Raw genomic sequence first — 13,179 nt, 5'->3', positions numbered from 1 at the left:
GGAGTTATTTAGCGGTTTTAGTTAGGATTTCCTGTAATCGGTCGTGGGCCATATTGATGCCCCAGTGCATGCCCATTTTCACCATTTCATCGCGGAGTGCTGCTGATTTGTAAATGACGTGCATCGTGAGTTTGCTGGTATCTTCCGTCAGTGATTCAAAAGTAAAGAATTCCAGCTGAGGGGGGAAATGGGTGTTGTCCATTTCAAAAGTACGGGTGATTTTTTCGTTGGGCACAAAGGCGTGGTATACGCCGTTGGCGGAGAAAACAACATTGCCGTCTTTGTCTTTCTTGCGGAACTGCCAGCTGCCGTGTTTTTTGCTTTCGTGGTGTACCACTTCATTGTCCATCCACTGTTCGATAATCTCGGGTTCGGAATAGGCTGTAAAGAGCAGTTCGAGCGGCAGGTCGAACTCGCGGGTGATGACGAGCTCCTGTTTGCCGTCTTCCGCCGTGATCTTGGTTTTTCTTTCCATTACAGGTTATTTTTTAGGTTTATAGTTTTTCATGATGGCTTCGAGCTTGTTGAAGCGGTCGTCCCACATTTTGCGGAACGGCTCAATGAAATCGGCGATCTCTTTCATTTTTTGAGGATTAAGGTGGTAAATAATCTCCCTCCCGTTCTGCTCCTGCTCCAGCAATTCGCATTCGGTGAGGATTTGCAGGTGTTTGGAAACCGTAGGCCGCGCAGTATCGAAGTTGGCGGCTATTGCCCCCGCTGTCATGGCCTGGGAGGCTACCAGCAGCAAAATAGCCCTCCGCGTGGGATCAGCTATTGCCTGGAATACATCACGTCTTAGATTCATTGTGTAGCTATTTGACTACAAATGTACATGTAGTTATTTAGCTACGCAAATTTATTTTTGGATTTGGGGGAAATGGGCATAAAAAAAACAGCCTCCCACAGGGGGAAGCCGTTTTTGCTTTATTCCTACATAATACTTGCTATTTGATATCGAACCGGTCGAGGTTCATCACTTTGGTCCATGCCGCCACGAAATCCTGTGTGAACTTGGCCTGTGCATCGCTGCTGCCGTATACTTCGGCAATAGCGCGCAGCTCTGCGTTGGAACCTATCACGAGGTCGGCCCGGGTGGCGGTCCACTTAGCATTACCGGTGGCACGGTCACTGCCGGTATACAGTTCCCTGTCTTCCGAAGCTGCCTTCCAGGCGGTGTTCATATCGAGGAGGTTCACGAAGAAATCGTTGGTAAGCTGACCGGGCTTGCTGGTAAACACACCGTGTTTGGAACCGTCGAAGTTGGTATCCAGTACGCGGAGGCCGCCTATCAGTACGGTAAGTTCGGGTGCGGTGAGCGTAAGCAGCTGCGCCTTATCTACCAGCAGTGCTTCGGTAGTTACGGTGTAGGAGGATTTGCGGTAGTTACGGAAACCGTCTGCAATGGGTTCGAGGAAGCCAACGGATTCAACGTCGGTCTGCTCCTGCGAGGCATCCATGCGGCCGGGTGTGAAGGGAACGGTAACTGTTTGTCCGGCTGCTTTGGCGGCCTTTTCAATAGCAGCGTTTCCTGCGAGTACGATGAGATCGGCGATGGAAATCTGTTTGCCATCTTTCTGTGCGCCGTTGAATTCTTTCTGAATGTCTTCCAGTTTAGCGATCACTTTTTGCAGCTGCGGCGGATTGTTGACAGCCCAGTGCTTCTGGGGGGCGAGGCGTACACGTGCACCGTTGGCGCCACCGCGCTTGTCTGACCCGCGGAAGGTAGATGCCGAAGCCCATGCTGCAGACACCAGTTCACTTACCGTTAAGCCGGAGGCATTGATTTTATCTTTCAGTGCAGTTACATCTGCATCCGTTACCAGTGCGTGATTTACTGCAGGGATGGGATCCTGCCAGATGAGAACTTCCGCCGGTACTTCAGGGCCGAGGTAGCGGGCACGGGGGCCCATATCACGGTGGGTCAGTTTAAACCATGCGCGGGCGAAGGCATCTGCAAACGCATCCTGATCTTCGAGGAAGCGGCGCGAGATCTTCTCATATATTGGATCAAACCGCAGGGAAAGATCGGTGGTGAGCATGGTAGGCCTGTGTTTTTTGGAAGGGTCGTATGCATCCGGGATGAAGGCATCTGCACCTTTCGCCACCCATTGGTGAGCGCCTGCGGGGCTTTTCGTGAGTTCCCATTCGAAGCCGAACAGGTTCTCGAAGAAGTTATTGCTCCATTGGGTGGGTGTTTTTGTCCAGATCACTTCGAGGCCGCTGGTAATGGTATCGGCCCCTACTCCGGTGCCGTAGCTGTTTTGCCAGCCAAGGCCCTGCTGTTCGAGTCCGGCTGCTTCCGGTTCTTTACCTACATGGGTAGCGGGTGCGGCGCCATGGGTTTTACCGAAGCTGTGACCGCCTGCAATGAGGGCAACGGTTTCTTCGTCGTTCATGGCCATGCGGCCGAAAGTATCACGGATATCTTTAGCGGCGGCGATGGGGTCAGGATTGCCATCGGGCCCTTCGGGGTTTACATATATAAGACCCATCTGCACGGCAGCGAGGGGCTTTTCGAGATTGCGGGAGTGTATGTGGCCATCAGCTTTATCGTCAGACGATACCACACCATGTTCTTTGGGAACGCCGGGCGATCCGTCGGCATACCGGATATCGCCACCCAGCCAGGTAGTTTCCGAGCCCCAGTATACATCTTCTTCTGCTTCCCATTTATCTACCCTTCCGCCGGCAAAGCCGAATGTTTTGAAGCCCATGGATTCGAGGGCTACGTTGCCGGTGAGGATGAGGAGATCGGCCCAGGATATTTTACGGCCATATTTCTGTTTAATGGGCCAGAGCAGCCTGCGTGCCTTATCGAGGCTTACGTTATCGGGCCAGCTGTTAAGCGGGGCAAAGCGTTGCTGTCCGGAACCGGCACCACCGCGGCCATCGCCTGTTCTGTAAGTGCCGGCGCTGTGCCAGGCCATACGGATGAACAGGGGACCATAATGCCCGAAATCTGCCGGCCACCAGTCCTGCGAATCCGTCATCAGTGCGTGAAGGTCTTTTTTCACGGCTGCGAGATCGAGGGATTTGAAGGCTTCGGCATAGTCGAACCCTTCATCCATTGGATTGGATAAAGACGAGTGCTGGCGCAGGATATTCAGCTTCAGCTGGTTCGGCCACCAATCGCGGTTCCTGGTGCCGCCACCGCCGATATTCTGCTTGAGGCTCCCGTTATGAAAGGGGCATTTACTGATGTCGTTGGATTCTGTTCCCATTTGTTGAAAGTTTATGGTCTTGAATGAACAATTGTTAGCGTATAGTAGTTGAGGGTATAAAATTAAGTTATTGAAGATATAAACAAGATCGATTGAATCTATATGTTGATTGCTTCCCTCTATGCATCAATTAAAAGCCAACAGCCGGAAGATAAACTAAATAATTTACCACCGGCCGTTCGTATAGGTTTAGAAAATGTTAACGGAGGAATTATATCGGTATCGTTAGTTTTTAATTATCCAGAATTCATCACTCCAGATGGTATTGTCCTTCTCCCATTCACTGTTAATGAGTTCCCCGGAAGCTTTCAGTGCTTCGGGAGGCGTGGAGGATTCTATCAAAGGGAAAAGTTGTCTTTCTTCAAAACGGATATGCAGTTCCAGCAGGTCGGAGAATGTTTTGAGCATTTCTTCCGTTACCGGCTCCTCTCCCATCTGCTCTGCCTGTTTGCGGAGCAATGCATGCTGGCCAAGTGCTTCCAGGCGCATGGGGTGCGTTTCGGGCAGGAGTATAAATGCGAAATCTTCTTCCAGTTTAAAATGCGGTTCCAGTTCGTTGGTGAAAGAATGCCGCACATAAGCCGCAATCCTGTCTAACGCTATCTTATGATTCAATCCGTACCTGATCTTCCAGCAGAGTAATAACCCGCTGTGATGGTCTCTGGACAACTGTATTAACTCTGGTGCGCGTTTCATGACATTAGATATTATGACACAAGGATAACTCCTGGTTATTTATAAAGGGCAATGTAGTCTGTAACACAAAACTTATTAGCCTGGCCGCTGCCGGTAATATTTCAGCCGGCAGCGGAATCGCAGGCTCCCACAGGTAACCAGTATAAAGTTTATTGCGGCAACACGTTGTAGCTGCGGCGGGATTTAATGGGTGATGCATTCAGGGATACCTGCATATACCTGAGATTGTTGTCCTGATTATTCATGGAACATGGTCTGCAATAGCGGTGTGGGGAACTGATGAAACCACCTTTTACCAGTTGCTGTAACACTTTGGCGGTAAATGCTTCCGGCGAGTCTATGGCCCTGGCGATCTCTTTTACGATAGCGTGCTTCCCTTCTTTCGACCGCTGTGCGAGGAAAACGACCGCCTTGATACAGTATTCACAAGCTTTGGATAGCATCTTAAGATTTATGGCACAAATGTAATTCCTAATTCTATATAGGACAATATTATCCTCTATTATTTTGATATGATTTTTATCAGGTGGAATAATGACGAAGGGTATGCTATTTATGGGTGTTGATTAAGGATAATGCGGTGTGGTTGTGCGTAGATTTGTATCAGTATTTAACACGGTAATAATCGGTAATAATGAATAATAATCAGGCCGTGACCTGGGTGCGTATATGCCTGCTGAACCTTTTGTTAGTGACAGTTTGGGGGGTGCTGATACGGTATAAGATAGCTTTTTCCCTGCCCTGGGCCGATCAGCGGAACCTGCTGCATGCCCACTCCCATTTTGCGTTTGGGGGGTGGGTTACTATGTTGTTGATGGTTTTGATGGTAAGGGCTTTGCCGCAGCCTGTTCCTGCAGGCACTATGCGGAAGTTTAACCTCCTCCTCTCCGCTTCTTTACTATGCGCATATGGTATGCTGATTACTTTCACGTTACAGGGATATGCCCTTTGGTCGATTGCTTTCTCTACCGCGTCTATGGTGCTTTCTTTCCTGTATGCTGCTGTGTATTTCCGGGCAGTGCGGGGCATAGCTCCATTTGCTGGGAGTAACTGGTTTAAGGCAGCGCTGATATGGAATATGATTTCTGCCATAGGTACCTGCTGCCTCAGTTATATGATGGCCACGCATACCGCCACACAGCATGCTTACCTGGCTTCCATCTACTGGTATCTCCACTTCCAGTATAACGGCTGGTTCTTTTTCGCAGCTATGGGGTTGATGATCCATTACCTCGCCGGCCGCAACATCCGTTTGCCGGGGGAAAGTTACATATTCAGGGTGTTTTTGTTCAGCTGTTTGCCAGCTTACGGATTATCGGTTTTATGGCTGCATCTGCCATGGTATCTCGTTGCCATTGCCGGAGCTTCCGCGTTGTTACAGGTCTTAGGCTGGGCGCGGTTCGTAGTAGCATTATGGCAGTCGCGGCAGGTAATAGTTTCCGGGATGCAGCGGCTCCCTGTTGTGTTACTGGTGATCGTGGCATTGGCATTCTCCATCAAGTTCATTCTGCAGTTTGGCTCGGCCATACCTGCCCTGAACACCATGGCTTTTGGGTACCGTACGGTAGTAATAGCCTATCTCCATCTCGTGTTGCTGGTAGGGATCAGTCTGCTCCTGCTGGGGCTCGTGGTGGCAGAGGGGTTGTTACCGGTGAACCGTGTAATTAAAGCCGGCATTGCTTTCTTCGCCACAGGCGTATTGCTCAATGAGCTGCTCCTCGGCGCCCAGGGCATCGGGGCACTGGTAAGCTTCCCTATTCCGGCCATTAACGAACTGCTGCTGGCCGTTTCAGTTCTTATATGTGTGGGATTAGGGGTGATCAATCTGGCTAACCTACGGACCGCCAAATACAACCTCCGTTCCATTTTTCAATAAACCGGCTTATGTACCTTTGCGCCATGTTTACATCCCGTACCAAACGGGGGCAGCGCCAGCCCCTCCGTTGTTTATCCCGTACAATATTACTCTTTGCCCTGCTGACGGCTGGTTTCGCTTCAAGCGCCCAGCAGCAGCAGCCCAACAGGTCGGATTACCAGTTACTCTGGCGTATCACAGGCCCTAAAACTGCGGCTCCCTCCTATCTTTTCGGCACCATGCACCTGGCCGATAAACGGGTTTTCGAATTCAGCGACTCTGTGCTCACCGCCCTGAAGCAGGTGAAGTCTTTTGCCATGGAAGTGGACCTGGACTCCCTCATGAGCTTCCTCCTCTCCCCGGAAGGCTTCATGCAGGAAACACCGAACGAAATGCGTAAGATCCTCAGTGAGGATGAATACCGGTTTGTAGATAGTCTGGTTGTCCTCAAAACCGGGGTGCCTATCGAAAAACTGAAGATGAAAAGCCTCTGGTTTATCGAGAAACTGCTCACCGATTCCGAAGAAGCGATGCTTGATGAAGAGGAGAACGGTGAACCTGCTAATGCCAACAGAAAAGAAAGCGCCTTCCTCGATGGCTGGTTCCATCAGAAAGCCACCCGGATGGGGAAGCCCGTCCATAGTCTTGAACAATTAAAGAACCAGACCCAGTTGCTCATGAATGACGGCAATTTTGAGAAAGACCGCTTCCTGTGGGATATCGGTTACTGGGGCGACGGTCCTGATGGTGAAGGTGGCCGTGAATCCATGAAAAGCCTGAAAAAAAGTTACCTGCTCAAACTGGTAGACCTGTACTACAGAGGTAACCCCGATGAAATCATTAAAGACTTCAACAAGTCGGGGGCCGACTTTTCAATGATCCCCCGCAACCGTGAAATGGCGGATAACCTCGCTGCCCTGGTCAGCCAAGGGAGTGTGTTTGCTGCCGTGGGGGTAGCACACCTGCCCGGTAAATTGGGTATGGTGGAACTTTTACGGAAGAAAGGCTTCACTGTAGAGGCCGTTCCTGCTTCCTTTACCGGAGTGGCTGCCCGCGAGCGTGTAACGCTCGACAGCCTGAAGGGATACCCCCTCAATCGCCTTACAGACGGCTATAGCGTAACGCTTCCGGGATCCCCCAGCACTATGCCTATTCCCAATATGAACCGGAAGATGTACATCGGAACCAGTACCATGGGAGAAGCAGGTTTCGCATTTTCTATCGATATTCCCCAGCTTACCCGTGATGAAAGCCAGATCGTAAAGGGCCTTATCGATGGTATGGCCCGCCAGGGGAACGCCCAGGTAGAGAAGTCGTACCCGATCACTTATCGCAATATGCAGGGTGTGGAAGCAGTGATGACGCAATCCCAGATTCAGTTTCACCTGCGTATTTTCATGCAGAATAACCGCGCATTGATATTCATGTATGGTGCGCAGGAAGCCAATGAACAGGGGCGTAACGACTTTTTTGAGTCTGTCCGCTTCTACGACATCGTACGGCAGGCATCAGTGTATGAAACAGTAAGCCGCCCTGATTTTGGTGTGTCGGTGATGCTGCCATCTGATGCTAATCAGGTGAAGGCGGGACTGGAAACCGAACGGCCGGAAGAAATATATTCGGCACTGGATAAGCCTAATCAGATCACTTATATTTTCCGCATTATCAAAACAAAAAGGGGGTATTACAATACCAGTGATGCAACAATCATCCGCAATCTTCGTGTTTTGGTTACCTCGCAGGACTCCACGGCACGGTTGATTGAATCCAGTGTTGTGACTTATGCAGGCCTGCCCCGCCATGAGTTCACTTTCCGCCATAGTAATGGTTATACATCAAAACTGCATTACGTGGCCCGTGGTAACCTGGCATATTCCATGCTTTGCACTTATGATGAGAAGAAGACAGACAGTCTCCTCCCCGGCCGCTACCTGCGTTCATTGCAGGTTTTGCCTATCGGGAGCAAGCCTGTATCCGTGCCGTTTACTTCGAAAGACGGCACCTTTACACTGCTTGGACCAGAAAAGTTCAGTGGTGGTGATGTTGCGAAGGATTCCCAAAATAATGAGCGGATTTATACCGCGATGGATAGCACCAACTATTCCATGTACTTCATCGAGCAGGTCAAATTCGACAGGTATTTCGAACGGGTACCTGATTCCCTTGCCAAGTACCTGGTGAAAATAAATGATACCACATTTAAGGAAACCGGACGCCGGATTTATAACGATGGTAAGCTAAAGGTATACGAAGCTGAGCTGAAGAGCGAGGCGAACGGATTGCACTGGTATAAGAAATCCGTATTGGCAGGCCATACTTTATTTAGTATTAACCTGATAGCTCCCGGGGAGCTGGCTAAAACGGACTATGCCAAAACATTCCTCTCTTCTTTCCGCCCCACAGCAAAAGCACTGGAGGATACCCAATCCGTCACCTCACCCAAGGTGCCATTGCTGATGACGGACCTTCAAAGCAGGGATACCGCTCTTTTCAATCAGGCCAAAGCTTACCTCATGGAATTTGATGTAGACAGTGCTGATATCCCCCTCGTATTGAAGACCCTTGAAAAGCCGTTCCCGCTCGATACAGGCGAGGTAAATGCGAAAGTTATGCTACTGGCCAGCCTCCCGCCTTCTGCAGGCAATGTGGTTATTCCTTTCACGGAAAAGCTGTACAGGAGCGTTCCGGATGTGGATCATCGTAAAACATTGCTGCGTGTTCTGAGCCTGCTTCGAACCGACGAAGGTATGCAGTCGTTCCTGAAGCTGGCGGTTGATCTGCCGGAAGACCTCAACAACGAAAGACAAATTATCAGCCTTCAGTTGAAGGGAGATTCCTCATTTAAGAAATACCTTCCTCAATTGATTGACCTTGCTGCAAAGTCTGATGTGTTCCTGCAGGAATTCGTTGCCTTCTACTATTTTGACTCTATCTGGCAGGCTCCGGATTTCGCGCGGTATAACCTGCAGAGGCTGGTGCCGGGTGTAGAGCGGAACATTAAACGTTTGGTGGCTGAATGGAAGAAGAAAAAGGACGAAGATGAATATCTGGGCTGGAACACCAATCTGTTTAGAAGCGCATATGTGCTGGCTGTTCCCGGTATCAAACATAATTCACAACAGATTTTCCGGGAAATTATGGCTGGCAAATACGCTGCGATGCGTGCCCTCGGTGCAAGGGGCCTCATTAATTCCGGGGTGAAAGTGGCAGATAAAGACCTGAAATCAATCATTGAAGATTATAATGCAGGTTATAGTTTTATCTCCAAACTGAAAGAACAGGGTACGGAAAAGCATATCCGCCATTTATTGTCGCAGGAGAAAGTAGCAGGTGCGTATATTGCCAATTACTATTCGGATGATTATACAGTGAAGGATTGTAAGTTTATTTCCCGTCATAATGTGAAACGCAATAACCAGACGGAGTCTATGTTGTTATACCACATCAATGTTGACGACGAATGGTCCTACCTGCTGATAGGCCCCTGCTCGCTGGATACCACAAAAATAAACTATGAGCCGGACCAGTTCTACGATGTTTCAAAGGAAATTGCCGAAGACAAGGCGAAGCTCTCTGAAGAGGCGCAACGCCTGTACACTGAATATTTCGAAGAAGCGGAAGTAGCCGAAACCGACTAATCCTTTTATTTCTATCTTACCCAAAAGCCGCGTTCGTCCATGATGAACGCGGCTTTTCTGTTTCCGCAGGCGGCACAGCCTGTAACACAATTACCTGAAATGCATTAATTTAGGATATCACCTCAATCCAACACCATATGCATACCGGAAAACGCTACACCCCGCTTGAATTCTTTACCTGGACGTTAAGGGATACACTCCTCCTGCTGGCGATATCCGCCATTCCCACAGTGCTGTACGCCGCCGGTATGTCGTTCCTCGCTTTACCCTGGCAGCCGGTTGCATTCCTTGGAACCGGACTGGCCTTTATCATCGGGTTTAAGAACAATGCCAGTTACGGAAGGATCTGGGAGGCCCGCCAGATATACGGAGCCATTATCAACGACAGCCGCAGTTTCGGCTATACCCTGCGGGACGCACTGGGAGGAAAGCAATCAGCCACGGTGAAGCAAATGTTCTACCGCCACTTTGCCTGGTTAACGGCATTGCGCTTCCAGCTCAGGGAGCCGCGCAGCTGGGAAAACATGCAACGGCACAGTAACCAGTCGTTTCAGGCAGATCATTATGTTATTCCCGAGAAGCAATCCAAACTCGAAGATGAATTGGCAGGATATTTAACGGGGGATGAATTGCAATACATCCTCTCCAAGAAGAACCGCGCCACTCAGCTGATAGCCCTGCAGTCCGAAACGCTTGCGGGGCTTAGGCAGGAAGGTGTTATCAATGATTTTCAGTGGAAGGAATTACAGAACGGCATCATCCGGTTTACGGACGATCAGGGTAAGGCAGAGCGTATCAAGAACTTCCCTTATCCCCGCAACTTTGCATCGGTAGCCACCTACCTCATGTTCATATTCATCTTCCTGCTGCCGTTTGGTTTGCTGAAGGAGTATGCGCGGTTGGGCGATGGTACTTTCCTGCAAGGCTATACCATCTGGCTCAATATCCCTTTTTCTGCCATGGTGGCCTGGGCCTTCCATACGCTGGACACTGTAGGTGAAAGCTCGGTTAACCCGTTTGAAGGCAGCGCCAACGATGTGCCCATTACACAGATCAGCCGCACGATTGAAATCGATATGCGCGATATGCTGGATGAACCGGCACTCCCCGCCCCCATCGTTCCTGTAAACAATATCGTGTTGTAGAATTTCTATTTTACCGCTTCCAGTGTGTATTGCCCGCTTGGCAGGCTAATGGCTCCATTTCTTTGGAGTTTAACGGTAGTCCCGTTCACTGTCAGCTTTGCGTTTTTACCTGCATATTGTTTGGGTATATGCGCCTGTGCGGTGGTATTTGTCCTGTACTGTCATACAAACAAAAAGGCGCCTGTATGTTAGTACAGGCGCCTGAAGCTGAAATAGAAGGCCGGTTATTCCGTTTGTAAAGATTTTATGGGGTTGGTGAAGGCGGCTTTCAGGGAGTGGAAGCTCACCGTCAGCAGCGCCACTACTAAAGTGAACCCTCCTGCCAGTACAAACACCCACCAGGAAAGTGTAGTACGGTATGCATAGCCATTGAGCCATTCGTGCATGCCGAACCATACAAGCGGTACGGCAATCAAAGCCGCCAGACCGATAAGCACGATAAATTCCTTGGAAAGCAGCATCATCACTCCGGCAGCAGAAGCACCGAGCACTTTGCGGATGCCGATTTCCTTGGCACGGCGGATGGTGCTGTAAGCCACAAGCCCTAACAGGCCAAGGCACGATATGAATATAGCAAGGATGGAAAAGTAGAAGAATAAGGTACCGAAACGCTCGTCCTGCTGATACTGAAGATTAAAACCCTCATCCAGCACCTGGTATACGAACGGCCTGCCGCCTATCTGTGCGTTCCAGGTTTTCTCGATGGCCGCCAGCGTTTCTTTCAGTTCCCCGGGTTTTACTTTAATAGACATGAGCTCAAAGGCACCCGGTTCAATACGCATGCTGAGGGGCTGTATCTGTTGCTGTAGGGAATGATAATGGAAATTCTTCAGTACACCCACAATTGTGCCTTCGCGCCCCCATTGTTTGAAGCGCCTGCCGATAGCAGCCTGAGGTGACGGATACCCCAGCATTTTAACCGCTGCTTCGTTCAGCAACATAGCCTGCGTGGAATCTGTCCTGAACTGCGTATTAAACGCCCTGCCTGCTACCAGGTGCAATTTGTATTGGGGAATGAAATCAAAGTCTGTAAAGTAGAGATCCACATTAGACTTCTGAAAATCGCCATGTACGTTTTCCAGTTCCGAATAGGCGCTGGTATGCTCCCGCCCGGGAACACTGGAACTGCGGCTGACGGATTGCACGCCGGGCAGTCCACTCACCGCATGCCGGAAAGATTCCGCAGCGGGGATCGTGCCTGTGGTGACCACAACAGTCTGATCCGGCTTGAATCCCAGATCCTGCTGCCGCATAAAGCGCATTTGTTTATATACAACGATGGTGGCAATCATGAGCGAAAGCGAAATGGCAAACTGCGCCACTACAAGCCCCCTGCGCATAGTAACCCCTTTCCTGCCCACCGTTACCCTGCCTTTCAGGACTTTAACGGGTTTAAAGGACGACAATACCATGGCGGGATACGTGCCGGCAAGCACACCCGTAGCCACCGCCCCTGCAAATAAATACAGCAGGCCGGAGTTACCTAGTAGCAGAGACTGGAAAATGGTTTTACCCGCCAGCTGATTAAACAGTGGCGCCAGCAATATGCAAAGCACTACTGATAATACGAAAGCAAACAAACACAGCAGTACAGATTCTCCGAGGTATTGGATCACCAGCTGCCGCTGCCCTGCCCCCACTACCTTCCTTACCCCCACTTCCCGGGCACGCTCTGCGGCGCGGGCGGTGCTCAGGTTAATGAAGTTAAAGCATGCGATAAGCAGGATCATCACTGCTACCAGCGTGAAGATCCGCACATTGACCTTGTTACCGGTAATACCTGCATAGGTGAAATGCCCCCAGTTGAGGTATACATCTTTCAATGGGGTGAGGTGATAGGTATAGTGCATCTGGTAATTGTCCATCATTTCCCCGATCCTTTTTTCAAGAAAGGCGGGGAACTTCGCCTGCAGGGCTTTATAGTCAGCACCGGGTTTCAGTAACAGATAAGTATAAGGAGCATGGTTGGTCCAGCTGTCGGGCGTTTGCTGATACAGCTCTCTGAAGGTGGACATGGAAATAACCACATCCGCTTTCAGCTGGGAGTTCTCCGGCATGACGGCCATTACTCCGGTAACGGTTAAGGTAAGCAGGGATTCGTTATTCGGGATTTGAATTGTTTTACCTATGGGTGATGCATCTCCGAAATACCGGGTAGCTGCTGCGGGAGATAATACCACGCTGTTAGGGGCAGCTAACACCTGAGAAGGTTTACCCTCCAGTAGCTTAAAATCAAATATGTTGAAGAAAGTGGAGTCTGCGATTATACAATTGGGTTCCCGGAACTTTTTGTCGCCGTTTAACATAATGGCTTCCGTAACCGTAACGCGTGTATACGATTCTACTTCCGGGAATTCTGCTGCGATGGCGGGCCCTGCAGGGTATACGGAAATGGCGTTGGGGATCGTTTCAGTGGGTGTTATCACATCATCGCGCAGCCGTACAATCCTGTCGGCCTTGCTATGGAAGGTATCGTAACTAAGCTCAAACCGGACGTATGACAGGATGAAGAAGCAGGCGGTAAGGCCTGCTGCCAGTCCGGCGATATTGATCGCGGAGAAGGTCTTGTGCTTCCAGAGGTTGCGGAAAGCTATCTTGAAGTAATTGTAGACCATAATGTAAAG

At 50.0% G+C, this 13,179-nt stretch carries 9 protein-coding genes; 3 read left to right on the top strand and 6 right to left on the bottom strand.

The window, feature by feature from the left end; all coding sequences use genetic code 11:
• Nucleotides 1–4: 4 nt before the first annotated feature.
• From DEV76_RS22550 to DEV76_RS22530, 5 genes are all read right to left on the bottom strand, one after another.
• Nucleotides 5–475: an SRPBCC family protein gene (locus DEV76_RS22550; protein WP_109700212.1), complete on the bottom strand. Its 471-nt coding sequence runs from the start codon at nt 473–475 to the stop codon at nt 5–7.
• A 6-nt stretch (nt 476–481) separates the two neighbouring features.
• Nucleotides 482–805: an ArsR/SmtB family transcription factor gene (locus tag DEV76_RS22545; RefSeq protein ID WP_109700211.1), complete on the bottom strand. Its 324-nt coding sequence runs from the start codon at nt 803–805 to the stop codon at nt 482–484.
• A 139-nt stretch (nt 806–944) separates the two neighbouring features.
• Complete coding sequence (katG, locus tag DEV76_RS22540) at nt 945–3,221, bottom strand: catalase/peroxidase HPI (RefSeq protein WP_109700210.1); 2,277 nt, start codon at nt 3,219–3,221, stop codon at nt 945–947.
• A gap of 225 nt (nt 3,222–3,446) precedes the next feature.
• Nucleotides 3,447–3,917, bottom strand: coding sequence for a hemerythrin domain-containing protein (locus DEV76_RS22535; protein WP_109700209.1), 471 nt, complete (start codon nt 3,915–3,917; stop codon nt 3,447–3,449).
• A 149-nt stretch (nt 3,918–4,066) separates the two neighbouring features.
• A complete protein-coding gene (locus tag DEV76_RS22530) occupies nt 4,067–4,360 on the bottom strand; it encodes an Rrf2 family transcriptional regulator (RefSeq protein WP_109700208.1) in 294 nt (97 codons plus the stop codon).
• 191 nt (nt 4,361–4,551) lie between these two features.
• Between DEV76_RS22530 and DEV76_RS22525 the strand changes: the two genes are divergently transcribed.
• The 3 genes from DEV76_RS22525 to DEV76_RS22515 all read left to right on the top strand — a co-directional run bounded on the left by DEV76_RS22525 (nt 4,552) and on the right by DEV76_RS22515 (nt 10,555).
• Nucleotides 4,552–5,793 carry a hypothetical protein gene (locus DEV76_RS22525; RefSeq protein WP_109700207.1) on the top strand — a complete coding sequence of 414 codons (1,242 nt, stop codon included), beginning with the start codon at nt 4,552–4,554 and terminating at the stop codon, nt 5,791–5,793.
• Between the two features lie 23 nt (nt 5,794–5,816).
• Nucleotides 5,817–9,410 (top strand): TraB/GumN family protein, encoded by a 3,594-nt coding sequence (locus tag DEV76_RS22520; protein ID WP_157963051.1) that lies wholly within the window; start codon nt 5,817–5,819, stop codon nt 9,408–9,410.
• A gap of 137 nt (nt 9,411–9,547) precedes the next feature.
• Nucleotides 9,548–10,555, top strand: a complete 1,008-nt coding sequence (locus tag DEV76_RS22515; protein ID WP_109700205.1) for a bestrophin family protein — start codon at nt 9,548–9,550, stop codon at nt 10,553–10,555.
• A gap of 224 nt (nt 10,556–10,779) precedes the next feature.
• Here DEV76_RS22515 and DEV76_RS22510 read toward each other — a convergent pair whose 3' ends face one another.
• Nucleotides 10,780–13,170: an ABC transporter permease gene (locus DEV76_RS22510; protein WP_109700204.1), complete on the bottom strand. Its 2,391-nt coding sequence runs from the start codon at nt 13,168–13,170 to the stop codon at nt 10,780–10,782.
• Between the last annotated feature and the right edge of the window lie 9 nt (nt 13,171–13,179).

The sequence above is a fragment of the Chitinophaga deserti genome, assembly GCF_003149455.1.
Lineage (GTDB): Bacteria > Bacteroidota > Bacteroidia > Chitinophagales > Chitinophagaceae > Chitinophaga > Chitinophaga deserti.
This window is presented reverse-complemented; position numbering and strand designations above follow the sequence as displayed.